Origin of the sequence: Qipengyuania flavescens, assembly GCF_029688735.1 — a bacterium.
In the GTDB taxonomy this organism is placed as follows: Bacteria; Pseudomonadota; Alphaproteobacteria; order Sphingomonadales; family Sphingomonadaceae; genus Qipengyuania.
On the sequence record NZ_JARULD010000001.1, the window covers coordinates 154,898 to 171,088 of the forward strand.

At 62.5% G+C, this 16,191-nt stretch carries 18 protein-coding genes and 1 pseudogene; 9 read left to right on the forward strand and 10 right to left on the reverse strand.

Annotated elements, in window-relative coordinates:
* Position 1: 1 nt before the first annotated feature.
* Together fabF and P8R33_RS00745 are read right to left on the reverse strand one after the other, a co-directional pair.
* A complete protein-coding gene (fabF, locus tag P8R33_RS00740) occupies positions 2-1,261 on the reverse strand; it encodes a beta-ketoacyl-ACP synthase II (RefSeq protein WP_278327081.1) in 1,260 nt (419 codons plus the stop codon).
* A 107-nt stretch (positions 1,262-1,368) separates the two neighbouring features.
* Positions 1,369-1,605: an acyl carrier protein gene (locus P8R33_RS00745; RefSeq protein ID WP_165193492.1), complete on the reverse strand. Its 237-nt coding sequence runs from the start codon at positions 1,603-1,605 to the stop codon at positions 1,369-1,371.
* 152 nt (positions 1,606-1,757) lie between these two features.
* Here P8R33_RS00745 and P8R33_RS00750 point away from each other — a divergent pair, with 152 nt between their 5' ends.
* The 3 genes from P8R33_RS00750 (at position 1,758) to P8R33_RS00760 (ending at position 4,694) form a co-directional block, all read left to right on the forward strand.
* Positions 1,758-3,737 carry a serine hydrolase domain-containing protein gene (locus tag P8R33_RS00750; RefSeq protein ID WP_278327082.1) on the forward strand — a complete coding sequence of 660 codons (1,980 nt, stop codon included), beginning with the start codon at positions 1,758-1,760 and terminating at the stop codon, positions 3,735-3,737.
* 98 nt (positions 3,738-3,835) lie between these two features.
* Positions 3,836-4,267: a ferritin-like domain-containing protein gene (locus P8R33_RS00755; RefSeq protein WP_278327083.1), complete on the forward strand. Its 432-nt coding sequence runs from the start codon at positions 3,836-3,838 to the stop codon at positions 4,265-4,267.
* Positions 4,268-4,478: 211 nt separating this feature from the next.
* Positions 4,479-4,694, forward strand: a complete 216-nt coding sequence (locus P8R33_RS00760; RefSeq protein WP_278327084.1) for a hypothetical protein — start codon at positions 4,479-4,481, stop codon at positions 4,692-4,694.
* Between the two features lie 272 nt (positions 4,695-4,966).
* Here P8R33_RS00760 and aspS read toward each other — a convergent pair whose 3' ends face one another.
* Entirely contained in the window at positions 4,967-6,838 is a 1,872-nt protein-coding gene (aspS, locus tag P8R33_RS00765; protein ID WP_278327085.1) for an aspartate--tRNA ligase, read from the reverse strand.
* A gap of 165 nt (positions 6,839-7,003) precedes the next feature.
* Here aspS and rnd point away from each other — a divergent pair, with 165 nt between their 5' ends.
* From rnd to P8R33_RS00785, 4 genes are all read left to right on the forward strand, one after another.
* Positions 7,004-8,206: a ribonuclease D gene (gene rnd / locus P8R33_RS00770; RefSeq protein WP_278327086.1), complete on the forward strand. Its 1,203-nt coding sequence runs from the start codon at positions 7,004-7,006 to the stop codon at positions 8,204-8,206.
* 47 nt (positions 8,207-8,253) lie between these two features.
* A complete protein-coding gene (locus tag P8R33_RS00775) occupies positions 8,254-8,556 on the forward strand; it encodes a GIY-YIG nuclease family protein (protein WP_278327087.1) in 303 nt (100 codons plus the stop codon).
* A 55-nt stretch (positions 8,557-8,611) separates the two neighbouring features.
* Positions 8,612-9,508: a hydrogen peroxide-inducible genes activator gene (locus P8R33_RS00780; RefSeq protein ID WP_278327088.1), complete on the forward strand. Its 897-nt coding sequence runs from the start codon at positions 8,612-8,614 to the stop codon at positions 9,506-9,508.
* Positions 9,509-9,949: 441 nt separating this feature from the next.
* Positions 9,950-10,231, forward strand: a complete 282-nt coding sequence (locus P8R33_RS00785; RefSeq protein ID WP_278327089.1) for a hypothetical protein — start codon at positions 9,950-9,952, stop codon at positions 10,229-10,231.
* A gap of 278 nt (positions 10,232-10,509) precedes the next feature.
* On the opposite strand, the gene pgsA is transcribed toward P8R33_RS00785, so the two are convergent.
* On the reverse strand, positions 10,510-11,103 hold the full coding sequence (gene pgsA / locus P8R33_RS00790; protein ID WP_278327090.1) for a CDP-diacylglycerol--glycerol-3-phosphate 3-phosphatidyltransferase: 594 nt from the start codon (positions 11,101-11,103) through the stop codon (positions 10,510-10,512).
* A 114-nt stretch (positions 11,104-11,217) separates the two neighbouring features.
* Here pgsA and P8R33_RS00795 point away from each other — a divergent pair, with 114 nt between their 5' ends.
* A complete protein-coding gene (locus P8R33_RS00795; protein ID WP_278327091.1) occupies positions 11,218-12,555 on the forward strand; it encodes an MFS transporter in 1,338 nt (445 codons plus the stop codon).
* Here the strand turns inward: P8R33_RS00795 and P8R33_RS00800 are convergent.
* Positions 12,552-12,746 (reverse strand): hypothetical protein, encoded by a 195-nt coding sequence (locus tag P8R33_RS00800; RefSeq protein ID WP_278327092.1) that lies wholly within the window; start codon positions 12,744-12,746, stop codon positions 12,552-12,554. The genes P8R33_RS00795 and P8R33_RS00800 overlap by 4 nt on opposite strands.
* 133 nt (positions 12,747-12,879) lie before the next feature.
* Here P8R33_RS00800 and P8R33_RS00805 point away from each other — a divergent pair, with 133 nt between their 5' ends.
* Positions 12,880-14,547 (forward strand): thiamine pyrophosphate-binding protein, encoded by a 1,668-nt coding sequence (locus P8R33_RS00805; RefSeq protein WP_278327093.1) that lies wholly within the window; start codon positions 12,880-12,882, stop codon positions 14,545-14,547.
* Between the two features lie 62 nt (positions 14,548-14,609).
* Here P8R33_RS00805 and P8R33_RS00810 read toward each other — a convergent pair whose 3' ends face one another.
* From P8R33_RS00810 to P8R33_RS00830, 5 genes and pseudogenes are all read right to left on the reverse strand, one after another.
* Positions 14,610-14,780 carry a CsbD family protein gene (locus P8R33_RS00810; protein WP_278327094.1) on the reverse strand — a complete coding sequence of 57 codons (171 nt, stop codon included), beginning with the start codon at positions 14,778-14,780 and terminating at the stop codon, positions 14,610-14,612.
* A gap of 120 nt (positions 14,781-14,900) precedes the next feature.
* Positions 14,901-15,350, reverse strand: a pseudogene (locus tag P8R33_RS00815) (SDR family oxidoreductase); the annotation flags it as partial.
* A 30-nt stretch (positions 15,351-15,380) separates the two neighbouring features.
* On the reverse strand, positions 15,381-15,503 hold the full coding sequence (locus tag P8R33_RS00820) for a hypothetical protein (protein WP_278327095.1): 123 nt from the start codon (positions 15,501-15,503) through the stop codon (positions 15,381-15,383).
* Positions 15,504-15,506: 3 nt separating this feature from the next.
* A complete protein-coding gene (locus P8R33_RS00825) occupies positions 15,507-15,650 on the reverse strand; it encodes an SDR family NAD(P)-dependent oxidoreductase (RefSeq protein ID WP_278327096.1) in 144 nt (47 codons plus the stop codon).
* Between the two features lie 73 nt (positions 15,651-15,723).
* Entirely contained in the window at positions 15,724-16,131 is a 408-nt protein-coding gene (locus tag P8R33_RS00830) for an EVE domain-containing protein (RefSeq protein ID WP_278327097.1), read from the reverse strand.
* Between the last annotated feature and the right edge of the window lie 60 nt (positions 16,132-16,191).

The following is a 16,191-nucleotide window of genomic DNA, read 5'->3' on the forward strand; positions in this document are numbered from 1 at the left end:
GTCAGTCGACTTTCTTGACGATCAGCGAGGCATTGGTCCCGCCGAAACCGAAACTGTTGTTGAGCGCGGCATGCACTTCGCGCTTTTTCGCGGTGTGCGGCACGAGGTCCACGCCTTCGGTGCCTTCGTCCGGATCGTCGAGGTTGAGCGTCGGCGGGACGATCTGGTCGCGGATCGAAAGGATGCAGAAGATCGCTTCCACCGCACCCGCGCCACCGAGCAGGTGGCCGATGGCGGACTTGGTCGAGCTCATCGATGCGCCGCCGAGATTATCGCCCAGCACGCGCTTCACCGCGCCGAGCTCGATGGTGTCGGCCATGGTCGAAGTGCCGTGGGCATTGATGTAATCGATATCGCTCGCCTCCATGCCCGCTTTCTTCAGCGCCATGCGCATGGCGAGTTCGGCGCCCTTGCCTTCGGGGTGGGGGGCAGTGACATGATAGGCATCGCCCGACAGGCCATATCCGACCACTTCGGCATAGATTTTCGCACCGCGGGCCTTGGCGTGCTCGTATTCCTCCAGCACCACTACGCCCGCGCCCTCGCCCAGCACGAAGCCTTCGCGGTTCTTGTCGTAAGGGCGGCTGGCCTGTTCGGGGCGGTCGTTGAAACCGGTATTCAGTGCGCGCGCTTGCGCGAAGCCCGCAACGCCGAGCGGGTTGATGGTCGACTCAGAGCCGCCGGCAAGCATGATGTCGGCATCGTCGTCGCGGATCATGCGCGCGGCATCGCCGATCGAGTGCGCCCCGGTCGAACAGGCGGTCACGACGGCATGGTTCGGCCCCATCAGGCCATAGCGAATCGAGACCTGCCCGCTGACAAGATTGATGATCCGGCCGTGGACGAAGTGCGGGCTGACGCGGCCCGGACCGCGTTCGTGGAGGTTGACCGACTCCTGCTCGATCCCCGGCAGGCCGCCGATGCCGGCGCCGATCGAAACGCCCGCGCGTTCCTTGGTAGCCTGGTCCATCTCGGTGAGACCGGCATCTTCCAGAGCCTGCCCGGCGGCGTCGAGGCCGTAGACGATGAACGGATCGACCTGCCGCTGGATCTTGGGATCGACGCGCTTGTCCGGATCGAAGCCCCATTCATGGTCCTTGGGCTTCACCTCGCAGGCGATCTGCGCCTTCTGGTTGCTGGCGTCGAAGCGGGTGATCGGCCCCGCCCCGCTCTTGCCCGCGATCAGGTTGGACCAGCTGGTTTCCACATCGCCGCCCAGGGGGGTGACGAGGCCAAGACCGGTTACGACCACACGACGCATGTATTTCTCCGAATAAAAAACAACAGGCCCGGCCCTTATCGGGTCGGGCCTGTCCGTTCCCGCCAATGAAGCAGGTTTGCCGAAAAGCGGCGAGCGTAGCCCTCGGCTTAGCCCTTATGCTCTTCGATGTACTTGGTCGCATCGCCGACGGTCGAGATCTTCTCGGCTGCATCGTCGGGGATTTCCACGCCGAATTCTTCTTCGAAGGCCATGACCAGCTCGACGATGTCGAGGCTGTCTGCACCGAGATCGTCGATGAAGCTGGCTTCCTGGGTCACCTTGTCGGCTTCGACGCCGAGGTGCTCGACGACAATCTTCTGCACGCGGTCGGCAGTATCGCTCATTTTTGTCCCTCTCGAATTCATGGGGGTTTGGAAATTGGCTTTCGCCCTAATGAACGCCGCGAGCGAGCGCAAGGGGCTGGCGCATCTCGCATACAATTGACCTGTCACACGCTGGGCGTATTATCCGCGCAATACGCAAGGAGACCATCGTCATGAAACGCCTCGCTTTTGCCGCATCCGCTCTGCTCGCTGCCGCATCCCCCCTTCCCTTGCTGGCGCAGGATGCCGCGCCCCAGGAAAGTGCTGCGGCCCTCGATACCGGCACAGGCGCGCAGATGACGCCGATCCCGGGCTGGAACCGCGAGATGCGGGGCGATGCAATGGTATTCACCGCGCCAGAAGGCGATGCCACCGCCGCGATCGTCGGGGTCGACGAGGCGGCCGACGGCGCAGCCGCTGTTGCCGCCGCCTGGGCGAAGCTGGACCCGGCATTTGAGCGCGAGGTGCTGATCGCACAGGATCCCCCGGCCCGCGACGGCTGGGACCAGATCACGGTGGTGAACTACAAGACGTCTCCAGCCGAGCAGCTCGCCATACAAGGCATCGGCCTGCGCAAGGGCGACACCTGGACCGTGGTGCTGATCAATGGCGCAATCGCGACCATTGCCAAGCGTGGGGCACAGCTCAATCAAGCCTTCGGGTCACTGCGTCCGACCGACTTCGAGCGCGAAACATTTGCCGGTCGTGATGCCAACGAATTGACGCCCGCCCGCATCGCCGAGCTGAGCGGCTACCTGAGCGAGGCGATGGAGGGGCTCGAGATACCCGGCGTCGGGCTGGCGCTGGTGCAGAACGACCGGATCATCTGGGAAGGCGGCCTCGGCACCACCGAAATCGGCGGCGGGCAGGAAGTGGACGAGGACACCAGCTTCATGGTCGCCTCCAACACCAAGGGCATGGCGACGTTGTTGCTCTCGACGCTGGTCGACGAAGGCAAGCTCGCCTGGGACCAGAAGGTGACCGAGGTCTATCCCGAATTCCGCCTCGGCAGCGCGGAGACGACCGACAGCGTGCTGGTCGAGCACCTCATCTGCGCCTGCACCGGCCTGCCCCGCAAGGACATGCAGTGGGTAATGAACACCAGCCGCGAGACCCCGGCGAGCGACACTTTCGTCCAGCTCGCCGCGACAGAACCGACCAGCGGCTTCGGCGAAGTGTTCCAGTACAACAACCTGATGGCCAGCGCGGCAGGCTACATCGGCGGGCACTTGGTCTATCCCGACATGGAGATCGGCGCTGCCTTCGACCGCGCCATGAACGAGCGTATCTTCGGTCCGCTCGGCATGACGCGCACGACCTTCGACTACGCCAAGGCGATGGACGACAACTGGGCACGGCCGCATGCGCGCGGCTTTGCAGGCCCGGTCGAAACCGCGCCGATGCAGTGGAACTGGATGGTTTATCCCTACCGCCCCGCCGGCGGCGTATGGTCCTCCGCGCACGACATGGCGCTCTATGCGCTGAACGAGCTGCGCGAAGGCACGCTGGCCGACGGGACCGATCTCGTCTCGGCGGAGAACCTGCTGAAGCGACGCGAGCGGTATGTGCCGATCGGTGAGGATAGCTGGTACGGCATGGGCTTGATGGAGAGCGCGAACCTCGGCAAGTCGATCTATTACCACGGCGGCAGCTTGATCGGCTTCAAGAGCAATTTCTGGTTCATTCCGGAAGATGGCGTGGCGGCGGTGCTGCTGACCAATTCGGATACCGGCCAAGGCCTGCTCGGTCTGTTCCAGCGCAAGCTGCTCGAAGTCCTCTACGACGGTGACGACGAGGCGGACGAAAACCTCGTCGCAGCGGTCAGACTTGGCGCGGAAGCGCGCGAAAAGGGGCGCGAGGGGATCGTCGAGAAGGGCGATGCCGATGTGCTCGGCGCTCTCGCCCCGCGCTACGTGAATGACGAACTGGGACCGCTGACCATCAGCAGCGAGGATGGAACGACGTTTGCGACCGTCACTTCGGGCACGACTGCCATCGGCACGAAAGCCAATGACGACGGCACCCAATCGATCATCATGATGACCCCGGGCTTCTTTGGCTTCCCGTTAGTCGTGGGTGAAAGCGACGGCAGACGCACGCTGACCCTGCTGGATGCCCAGCATAATTACGTGTTCGTGGAAGAGGCAGGCTGAAGCGAGACAAATCCGCGCCGCATCGCAGCCGGGGCCGGACCTGCTTTCCGTGTGAGGGGTTGGTTCAATATCAACCTCTTACACAAGGGAAGCACATCATGAGCAGTACGACTTTCAAGAGCTTGGCCGACACCACTTTCGATTCGGTCGAAGGCTATCGCAAGGCTGCCGAAAAGGCCGACAGTCCGCAGCTGAAGCAGGCCCTCAACCAACGCCTCCAGCAGCGTGAACAGACGCTTCGCCAAATGAACGCGGAACTCGAGCGTCAAGGTGACGAGCTCGTCACCAAGGGCACGATGACCGGCGAGGCGCATCAGATGTTCGCGAGCATCTCCGACATGTTCGAAAGCGGCGACGAAGCCGCTGCCGAACGCGTCGAGGAAGGTGAGGACTATATCAAGAACAAGTTCCAGGAAGCGATCGAGAGCGACCAACTCGAAGCGCAGGAACGCGCCGTGGTCGAGCAGTGCTATAACGAAATCTGCGAAGGCGAACAGTTCGGCGATATGATCGAAAAGCAGTACGACTGATCCCTCAATCAGTCACAACGGAAGGGCGCGGAGCGATCCGCGCCCTTTTTCGTGTGCGGTTTTGTATCTCGCTTCTCCAGCTAAACCGGCCAGCTACCGATTGGGTAGTGCACCCAAGCTAGCTCCGCTGGTAGATATGGACAGCGCAAGCGAAACGATAACTCCGCTGGCACCAATGCAATCAAGCGATTGGCCAACAGGAGGCATGACCATGCAAACTCTCAACCAAAACGAACTCGACCTGATCGGCGGTGCAGGACCGCTCGATGATGCCGGAACCGCGCTGCAGGTAGCTGCCGGTGTCGGCGGAGCAGCAGCTCTCGTCCCGACCCCGGCATCGCCGTATCTCGCCGGTTTTGCTATCGTGTCCGGCACTCTCGGCACGATGCTGAGCTACGCCGACTCGAAAATCGACTGGACCGAGTGAACGCTGGCCCAGCACATACGGGACCATCGCTGCCGATCGCACCGATGGTCCCCACTCTTGGAAGACAACATGACACCACGCATATCACGTACGAAGGTCTGGGCCTTGATGCTCGCATCGCTGACCGCAGCGGTCGTGCTCGCGCTTGGAATCCAATTCGTCGCGCGATTAAGCCAATTGCAGCCAGCTCCGTGGGTCGAACTGGCACTGCCCATCCTTCCCGTCGTCCTTGTCGGCATATACATCTTGCGCCGACGATGAGGCTTTAGACCTTAGCCGGAGTGATCCTCGCTGCGTTCCGGCGCATCGCGCTTAGCAGCGTTGCTGTTCATGTCGGTTTTCTCGGCCTCGCTGGCGGCCTTCTGTGCTTCCAGCGCCGCTCCGCCCAGGCGGATGTGGACATCGCGAAGCTGGCTGGGCGCGACCACGCTCGGGGCGCCCATCATCAGGTCCTGCGCCTTCTGGTTGAGCGGGAAAGCGATCACCTCGCGAATGTTCGGTTCGTCGGCGAGGAGCATCACGATCCGGTCGATGCCGGGCGCGGAGCCGCCGTGCGGCGGTGCGCCGAGCTTGAACGCCTCGATCATGCCGCTGAAGTTCGCATCGACATCTTCCTGCGAATAGCCGGCGATTTCGAAGGCCTTGTACATGATGTCCGGGCGGTGGTTACGGATGGCGCCACTGGATAGCTCGTAGCCGTTGCAGACGATGTCGTACTGCCATGCGAGGATATCGAGCGGGTCCTTGCTTTCCAGCGCTTCCATCTCGCCCTGCGGCATGGAGAAGGGGTTGTGGCTGAAATCGACCTTTTTCTGGTCCTCGTCGTACTCGAACATCGGGAAGTCGACGATCCAGCAGAACTTGAAGCAGTCCTCCTCGATCAGGCCGAGTTCTTCCGCCACTCGGGTGCGCGCGGCACCGGCCAGCTTGGCGGCGTCCTTTTCCTTGCCTGCTGCAAAGAACAGGCCGTCGTTCTCGCCCAGCCCCAGTTCGGCATAGAGCTTTTCCATGCCCTCGGACCCGTGGTTCTTCGCGATCGGGCCGCCGAACTCGCCACCCTTGCGGGTGACGTAACCGAGCCCGGCAAAGCCTTCGCGGCGCGCCCAGTCGTTCATCTCGTCGAAGAACTTGCGGCTCTTCTCATGCGTGTTCGGCGCTGGGATCACGCGCACCCGGCCACCGCCGCCGACGATCTTTTCGAACAGGCCGAAGCCTGATTTCTCGAAATGCGATGTGACGTCCGAAATAATCAGCGGGTTGCGCAAATCGGGCTTGTCGCTGCCGTATTTCAGCATCGCTTCGGCATAGGGGATGCGCGGGAACTCGCCCGCGGGCGTCACGCTCTTGCCGTCTGCGAACTCCTCGAACACGCCGGCGAGCACCGGTTCGATCGCCTGGAAGACGTCTTCCTGCGTGACGAAGCTCATTTCGAAGTCGAGCTGGTAGAATTCCGGACTGCGGTCGGCGCGCAGGTCTTCGTCGCGGAAGCAGGGCGCGATCTGGAAATAGCGGTCGAAACCGGCAACCATCAGCAGCTGCTTGAACATCTGCGGCGCCTGCGGAAGCGCGTAGAAGCGGCCCGGATGCAAGCGGCTCGGCACGAGATAGTCGCGCGCGCCTTCGGGGCTCGAAGCACCCAGGATCGGCGTCTGGAATTCGCTGAAGCCCTGGTCGGTCATGCGGCGGCGCAGGCTGGTGATGACCTGGTTGCGCAGCATAATGTTTTTGTGCACGCGCTCGCGCCGCAGGTCGACGAAGCGGTACTTGAGGCGCGTTTCTTCCGGATAATCCTCGGCGCTGTTCACGATGAGCGGCAAATCGTCCGCGCGGCTTTGCACCTCGACCGAACGGGCGAAGACCTCGATCTCGCCGGTCGGCAGGTTTTTGTTCACAGCCACATCGTCGCGCGCCTTCACCGTCCCGTCGATGGTGACGACCGATTCCAGCTTGATCCGGTCGAGGATCGGCAGCGCCTCGCTATCCTCGTCCGCCACGATCTGGGTGATGCCGTAATGGTCGCGCAGGTCGACGAACAGCACGCCGCCATGGTCGCGCTTGTTATGCACCCAGCCCGACAGGCGGACGGTATCGCCGACATTGTCCTTCGTCAGCTGTGCGCAATTGTGGGTACGATAGGCGTGCATCTAAAATCTTTCCATTTTCGGAGCTATGGCGCTAGGGGCGTCCCGACTTTGGGGCGACGCGCTCCTCTAGCAGGAAACGCGCGCGCTAACAGGGCACCTGCGGCTTTTTGTCAAGGCTCGCAGCGGCCGAGGGCGGTACTCCGCCCCACAGACAGAAAAGACACGATGAAGATACACGATCTGATTACCACTTCCGACGCGCTGGCCGATCTGTGCGAGCGTCTGGCGAAAAGCGATTTCGTCACCGTCGACACCGAATTCATGCGCGAGAACACCTATTGGCCGGAACTGTGCCTGGTGCAGATCGCCAATGAAGAAGAGGCCGCGGCGATCGACCCGCTGGCCGACGGTATCGACCTTTCCCCCCTGTGGGACCTGATGTGCGACAATGAGAACGTGCTCAAGGTCTTCCACGCGGGCGGACAGGACGTCGAGATCGTTTACAACTTCACGCAGCGGACCCCGCATCCGATCTTCGACACGCAGATCGCAATGATGGCGATCAGCCAGTCCGAACAGATCGGCTATGCCAATCTCGTTGAAAGCTGGCTCGGCATCACGGTCGACAAGGGTGCGCGCTTCACCGACTGGAGCCGCCGCCCGCTGACCGACCGGCAGATCGAATATGCCATCGGCGATGTGACGCACCTGTCGAAGATCTTCCCCAAGATTCTCAAGAAGCTCATCAAGACCGAACGCGGCGGCTGGCTCGACGCGGAAATGGACAAGCTGGCCGATCCGGAGAACTACGCCAACGACGCAGGCCAGGCGTGGAAGCGCATCCGCTCGCCCGGTCGCAATCCGCAGGTGCTCGGCCGGCTGAAGGCGCTGGCCGCCTGGCGCGAAGGCGAGGCGCAGCACAAGAATATCCCGCGCGGCCGCATCATGCGCGACGAGACGCTGGCCGATATCGCCAGCCACCCGCCCAAGAAACAGCCCGACCTCACGAAGGTGCGCGGCCTGTCGAATGCATGGAAAGACAACGACATCGGTAAGCGTCTGATGAAAGTGCTCGAAAAGGCGGAGCCGTTGTCGAAGGACGAGATGCCCGACAAGCCCAAACGCGGCGCCCCGCTCGGCAAGGAAGGCGCGCTGGTGGCGGACCTCCTGAAGCTGCTACTCAAGATCCGCGCTCGCGAGATCGACGTCGCCCCGCGACTGCTGACCAGGGCGGACGAAATGGAAGCTCTTGCCGCCGGTGTGCGCGACCTGCCGATCCTGCAGGGCTGGCGCTACGAGGTGTTCGGCAAGGATGCGCTCGAACTGGTCGAGGGCCGCATGGCCTTCGCCGTGCGCGACGGGCGCCTGCTGATGACCCATATCGACGACATGCAGAGCGAGATGGTCGAAACGCAGGCGGCGGAGTGATCAATCCAACTTCGTCATTGCGAGCGTAGCGAAGCAATCCATCTCCCATGCCTCGCGAATTGGAACCAGCTGTCTACATGATGGCCAACCGCAAGAATGGCGCGATATACATTGGAGTAACATCCAATCTCCCCGGTCGCGCGTGGCAGCATCGCGAAGGCGCGACCGACGGGTTTACCAAACGCTATGGGTGCAAACTGCTCGTCTGGTTCGAAATGCGTGAGGACATGGAACAAGCCATCCTTCGCGAAAAGCAATTGAAGGCAGGGTCGCGCAAAAAGAAAATCGCGCTTATCGAAGGGGCGAACCCGGTCTGGCGAGATCTGTACCCGGAAATCGCCGCCGGATGATGGATTGCCGCGTCGCCTGCGGCTCCTCGCAATGACGTGCTAGGGATTACTTGCTTTGTCCACCTACCTCCCCACCCTCAAACAGCTGCAATATCTCGTGGCGCTGCACGAGCATGGCCATTTCGGCCGCGCGGCGGAGGCGAGTTTCGTGTCGCAATCGACGCTCTCCGCCGGGATTCGGGAGCTGGAATCGCTGCTCGGCGTGACGCTGGTCGAGCGCAGCCGCCGCGTGGTGCGTTTCACCGCGCTGGGCAATCAGGTCGTGGACAAGGCGCACCGCATCCTGCGCGAGGCGGAGGAGCTGGCGGACCTCGTGCAGGCCGCAGGCAAGCCGCTCGCGGGGCAGCTCCGCATGAGCGTAATCCCGACGATCGCGCCCTTCCTCCTGCCGCGCTTCCTGCCGCGCCTGCGCAAGGAGCGCCCCGACCTCGAGCTGTTCCTGCGCGAGGAAACCAGCCACGACGCGGTCGAATCGCTGCAGCACGGGCGGGTCGATTGCGTGCTGCTCGCCCTGCCCTTCGCCACCGGCGAGGTCGAGATGGCGCATATCGCCGACGACGAGCTTTACGTCGCCTTCCCCGAAAACGACCCGCGCGATCCGCCCGAAAGCGTCCCGCCGAGCATGATCGACGACGGCCGCCTGTTGCTGCTGGAAGACGGCCACTGCCTGAAGGACCACGCGCTCGCCGCCTGCAACCGCCCCGAACTACGCGGCTCGACCACGATGATCGGCACCAGCCTGCACACGCTGGTGCAGATGGTCGACAACGGCCTCGGCCTGACGATGCTGCCGAAAATGGCCGTCGATGCGGGCATATTGAACGGCACCAAGGTCGTCGCCCGCCCCCTCAAGAGCAAGGGCGCCACCCGCGAGATCGCCCTGATCTGGCGCAAGAACTCGCCCCGGCGTGACGATTTTGAGTTGCTGGCTGAGGAGCTGCGGGCGGGGTAAGCGAGCGCATGCGTAGAACGCTATGTGCCCAAAAGCGGAAGTTCAGCTAGCGACCCGATTGCAGACATCTGCAAAATCTGGCTAGGTTGTCGCTACTAGGCCACTCCGAAGGATGGTGAATGGTCCTATCAATATGTCGATTAACACTCATTGTCCTGACAGCTCTCGGTATTCTCTTGGTAACCGTTCGAGTGGGTGAGACTTGGCAACAGGGTTATTTCCAGCTTCTCGGCTGGCTCGCGCTCGTATTCTCAATTCCGTTGCTCGCTCTTGTCCAATGGCTTTGGTGGAAGAGGAATAATAGAACTGAAAATGCGGCACGCCGAGAGCAGCGGACGGGCTCATAATACTGTCCGCTTACCACCCCAGTTGCGTACTGGGTCCGAGCCTGCCACCCAACCTTTGGATGGATGCTAAGACAAAGGTGTAGGGACCGCTGAAATGCTTGAACCACTCATCATATTGGCAGTTGCAGCGATGTATTGCAGATATGCCTATCTTTACGCCCCACCATCTTTGGAAAGGTGGGATCGGATCCTTTACTCATGCATACCACTCGCATCGCTTGTCTTCATGGTATGCGTCGGCGCTATTGCCCCCCATTTGGATGAGGAATGGCAGGTCATCGTGATTGGTTCGTTTGCCTTACTTATCCTGACCGTTTCCTTCGTCGCAGTGAAAACTTTGCGGAATATGGCCCACGCGAAAGGCAAAGATTTTTAGTAAATCAATGCGTAGCGCGCGTCCGCTCCCCACCCTAAAGGCAGAGATTCCGGCAATTTTCCTACAGGTCCATTTTCTGCCATTCGAACCGAATGTTTGGCGGATTGGACAGACAAGCACAAAATGCGCGGTTTCTGCCCCACATTGGCTTGCTTCAGTTTGCAAACCGGAAGGTGACACATCGGCCCGTCGAATTGCCCGCAATCCCGCTCTCTCCGCTCCTTCCCGTCGAAATCGCAGTTTTGCAAAACACCCCGGTCGCTGGTCCACGCCCCCGCTCAATCCATGTGTTTCAAACCGACCCGCAGGTAGTCCCACCCGGTAATTACCGTCAGTACTGCCGCGGCCCACAGGCTCACGAGGCCGTAGGTGTGCGGCACATTCGCCTCCATCGCACCGACCATCACGGTCCAGTCCGGCAGGCCCTGCCCCAGGATGAGCGAGCCCAAGGCCATCATCTGGAAGGTCGTCTTCCATTTGGCGAGGCGGCTGACGGGGACGGAGACCTGCAGCGGCCCGAGGAATTCGCGCAGGCCCGACACGGCGATCTCGCGCATCAGAATGATCAACCCGGCGATCACATGCGCATCGCCCACGTATGGCCCGCGCAGCACGCCCTGCGCCGCCAGCACGAGGATCACCGCGGCGACCATGATCTTGTCGGCGATCGGATCGAGGAAGATGCCGAGCTTCGACACCGTCCCGCTGGTGCGCGCGAGGTAGCCGTCGAAATAGTCGGTGATGCCCATCGCGCAGTAAAGCACGAAGGCGGCGAGATAGCCTTGCTCCCACCCCGGCCACCACAGCAGGAAGGCCAGCAACGGGATCGCGAAGATGCGCGTCAGCGTCAGGATGTTGGGCAAGGTGAGCATCGCCCATCCCCTAGCGAGTTACGGCTCGCCGCAAAAGTCGCCGATTGTCCTTGTCCGCTACGGCGTTGCGCCTCTACACGGGTCGCCGAGTGACGGGGCCATTCCCGGGGGGTCATGCTTACATCCACGCATCTGCTGCGCACGAGGCGATTCCTGCCGCTGTTCGTCACGCAGCTGTTCAACGCCTTCAACGACAACCTCTACAAGACCACCATGGTCCTGTTTGTGGTCTATGCGGTCTACAGCGACCCGGCGACCGAGGCGAGCTTCAGCGGGCTGGCATCGGGCCTGTTCATCCTGCCCTTCTTCCTCCTTTCCGCGCTGGCCGGGCAGCTGGCCGACATGCGCGACAAGGCTAAGATCATCCGCATAGTGAAGGCGTGCGAGATTGGGCTGATGATCATCGGCGCGTGCGGGCTCTATCTCGCCTACAACGGCATCATGGTGCACACGGTGGCGATCCCGCTGCTGCTGCTGGCGCTGTTCCTGACGGGTGTGCAATCCACCTTCCTCGGCCCGATCAAATACGCGATCCTGCCGCAGCATCTGAAGAAGGACGAGGTGCTGGCAGGCACCGGGCTGGTCGAGGCCGGAACCTATGTGGCGATCCTCACCGGCACGATCCTCGCCGGGCCGATCGCGGTGGACTACACCGGCTGGGCGGCCATCGGCATCATCGTGACCGCCTGCATCGGCTATCTCGTCAGCCGGCAAGTGCCCTCCGCCCCGCCCATGGGCGAGATCGAGAAGCTCGACTGGCATATCCTGCGCGCCTCGGTGAAGCTGGTGCGCGACACAATGCACAACAAGGAAGTCTATTACGCGATCCTCGCGATCAGCTTCTTCTGGACCATCGGCGCGGTGCTGTTCATCCAGTTCCCTCCGCTGGCCAAGAATACGATCATGGCCAGCCCCGAAGTCGCGAGCCTGTTCCTCGTGGTCTTCTCGATCGGCGTCGCGATCGGATCGGTCGCGGTCAATGCACTGCTGAAAGGCCGCGTTTCGGCGCGCTACTCGCCGGTGTCGGTGATCATCATGGGGCTATTCGTCGTCGCGTTCTATGTTGTCGCGAAAATGTGGCAGGCCGACCAGCCGGAGACACTGCTCTCAGTCAGCGAGTTCATCGCGTGGCCCATGGCGGCCGTGCTGCTGCTGTGCTTGCTGGGCATCTCCATCGCCGGGGGTATGTTCGTAGTGCCGCTTTACGCCTTCCTCACCACCCGCGTCTCGCCCGACCGCGCATCGCGCACGATCGCGGCGAACAATATCGTCAATTCGGGGGCGATGGTGGCCGGTTCGCTGGCTGCCATGGCGCTGAGCGCGGCGGGCGTGCCGATCACCGAACAGGTGCTGCTGTGCGCGGCGATGTGCCTGTTCTCGGCCTGGCTCGGCAAGCGCTTGGTCGACGCGGAGAATGCCGCAGCAGAGGCCGCCGCGGCTGCCGGGGCCTAGATGATGAAGGCGAGCACCGCGGCGACCGTCGCGAAATAGGTCGTCGCGACACCACGAACGTCGCTGGCGGTGAGAGCCCAGCTGACCGGCTCGTTCGCCGGCATGTCGGCAAAGGCCATGCGGCGCTGTGGCAGACTTGCCCGGAACCAGTGCCGGGCGGCTTCGCTCGAAAGAACAAGTGCGCGTCTCATAGTGAGGAGTTAACGCTTTCTTAACTGTTTGGTATCCCCCCGGCTTTCAACTGTCGCAAAACGGTACGAAACGGCCCAAATTAACCATGTTCGCCGATTGCCAGCCGCACGACGCGGAGTTAGTCGCGCTACCATGAGAGAGACCCACACTCCCGCCGCCGCCCGCCTGCTGGTCGATTGTCTGATCGAGCAGGGATGCGACCGGATCTTCACCGTGCCCGGCGAAAGCTTCCTTCAAGTCCTGGACGGGCTGGGCCAGCAGGACGCTATCGATGTCGTGACCTGCCGACAGGAAGGCGGCGTTGCGTTCATGGCTTGCGCCGATGGAGCGATGACCGGGCGGCCCGGCGTGGCCTTCGTCACCCGCGGCCCCGGCGCGACCAATGCCAGCATCGGCGTGCATGTTGCGATGCAGGATTCGCAGCCGATGATCCTGTTCGTGGGCGACGTCGACAGCTCGATGCGCGACCGCGAAGGTTTCCAGGAGGTCGATTTCAGCGCTTTCTTCACACCGATCGCCAAATGGGCCGCGCGGATCGACAGCGCGGATCGCATTCCGGAATATGTCGCCCGCGCCTATGCTACCGCCATCTCGGGCCGGCCGGGCCCGGTCGTGCTGGCGCTGCCCGAGGACATGTTGAGCCGGGACACCGATGCCACGCCGCGCCCGAGAGTGGAGCGCCCGGCGCAAGCGCCCTGCCCCGATGCGATGCAGGCAATGATGGCGCTGATCGCCGATGCCGCCGCGCCGCTCGCGATCATCGGCGGAGCGGGCTGGAACGCCAAGGCGCGCGAGCATTTCCAGCTGTTCGCCGAGCGGCTTGGCATTCCCGTGTCCACGGCCTTCCGCAGGCAAGATGCGATTTCTCCGACCAGCCCGGTTTACGCCGGCAATCTCGGCTACGGCCCCAATCCTCAGCTAGTCGAGCGGGTGAAATCGGCCGACCTGATCCTCGCCGTCGGCGCCCGGCTCGGCGAGGCGACGACCGACGGCTACACCGTCCCGCCGCTGAGTGCGCCGGACCGCAAGCTGATCCACGTCCACCCCGATGCCAACGAGCTCAACAGCGTCTATCCCGCCGATCTCGCGATCTGCGCCAGCATGGACGAATTCGCCGAGAGCGCCGCGCTATGGGACGAAGGCGAAGTGATCGATTTCGATGCCGGAGCCGAAGCACATGCCCAATGGGAAGAGTGGGCCACCGCCCACCCCAACGGCCACACGCTCGACATGGGGCGGGCGGTGCAATTCATGCGCGATACCCTCCCCGCCGACACGATCGTGTGTAACGGCGCGGGGAATTTCGCGGGCTGGTGGCACCGCTACTGGCGCTACAACGGCTTTCCCAGCCAGCTCGCCCCGACCTGCGGCGCGATGGGGTATGGCGTGCCTGCCGCCGTAGCTGCTGCGCTGCGCTTTCCGGAGCGAACGGTCGTAGCGGCTGCGGGCGATGGCGACTTCCTGATGAACGGACAGGAATTGGCCACTGCCGTCCAGCATAACGCGGACCTGATCGTGATCGTGGTCGATAACGGCGCCTTTGGCACCATCCGCATGCACCAGGAACGCGAATTTCCGGGCGAGAACCGGATCAGCGCGACGCGCCTTGCCAATCCCGATTTCGCGAAGATGGCCGAAGCCTTCGGAGGCTGGTCCGCCACTGCGGAGACGACCGAACAGTTCAAGGACGCGCTCGTGGCCGCCGAAGGCCGCAGCGGACTGCGCCTGATCCATTGCCGCGTCGATATCGAGCAACTCGCAGCGAGCGGCGCAAGCGTCAGCGGTCTGCGCGAACGCTAGACACCAAGAAGGGCCGCCTCGGCATTCCGGAGCGGCCCTTCTTTCTGGTTAGCTTGGCAACCTTAGACGTCGTTGCCTAGCTTGCCTTCGACTTCGCCCTTGAACTGCTGGGCTTCGCCTTTGGCTTCCTGTTGGCGGCCTTCGGCGCGGGTCTCGGGATCGTTCGACTGCTGCTTCACATTACCGGCAGCTTCGTTGGCATTGCCTTTGATCTTTTCGGTAAGTTCACCCATGGGTTCTCTCCTATGCTGTGGAGCGCAATTTTCTGCGCTGTTACAGGCAATTAACGGAGGCATGGTGTCGTGGTTCCGCTTGGCTGCGCCAGTGCGAAACGACAGCGCGACAAGCCGACATCAGCGCTTCGTCATCCCGCCATCCACCATATATTCCGACCCGGTCACGTAAGACGCGGCATGGGACAACAAGAACAGCGCCACATTCGCGACTTCTTCTGCATCACCGAAACGACCGAGCGGGACCTGAGACTTCACCTGCTTGCGAAATTGCTCTTCGCGCTTCTCGTCCATGTCGGCCCCGTTGATGAAGTTGGTCTCGATCGGCCCGGGCGACACCGCATTCACCCGGATGTTCCGCTCCGCCAGCGCGCTGGCCCAGCTGCGTGCGAGCGAGAGGCAGGCAGCCTTGGTCGCGGCATAGACCGCACCTTGCGCCTGGCCAAGATATGGGGCGACCGAAGCGCTGAGCAGCACCGCACCGCCGTCTTTGATGTCGTCCATCAGCTCGGCCATCTGCAACACCGGCCCGCGAACATTCGTGTTCATCATCTGGTCGAAGAAATCAGCGTCATTCTTCTGGTTCGGGCGAAACTTGCCCTAGCCGGCATTGAGCCACAGCCCGTCGATGCCATCCCAATTTTCGCGTACGGCTTTTGCGAGATCCCCCACTGCGCCCGGATCGGAGGCATCGTTCTTGAGCACGAGGGACCCTTCGGGCAATGCCTAGCGCGCATCCTCGAGATGGTCGTCGCTATGGCCGGTGACGGCGACACGGCCGCCTTCGCTGGCGATCGTCTTGGCGGCTTCGAGGCCGAAGCCGCTGGTGCCGCCGGTAATCAGGACAGTCTTGTTTTCGAAACGGCTCACGGGGTTCTCATGATGGGTGTGCTTCACGCCACCAACCACGGGCCCTGCCGCGCCGTTCCTCCGTTTCGCCGCGTCAGATGCCCGCCATCTCGAGAATGACCGACCATTCCTCCGGCTTGATCTCCGCCACCGAAAGGCGCGACAGCTTCACCAGCTCGCAGTCGGCAAGCTGGGGCTCTGCCTTGATCTGCTTGAGCGTGACCGGACTCGGCAATTTGGTCTTGGGCTTTACCTTCACCGCAGCCCACTTGCCTTCCGGATCCGTCGGATCGGTGATCCCCGCGACGCTAACCTCGCAAATGCCGACGATCTCCAAGCCTTCTCGCGAGTGATAGAAGAACGCCTGGTCGCCGACCTCCATGGCCGCGAGATTGTTCTTGGCGCGGTGATTTCGGACGCCGTCCCACGTGCCTTCCTTCTCGGCGACAAGGTCGTCCCAGCTATATTTGAAGGGTTCCGATTTCATCAGCCAATAGCGCATCGCGTGCTTCGTCCTCTTCGTGTTCCGGGTCTCGCGGCCGCGGCCTAGCCCCTAGGGGTT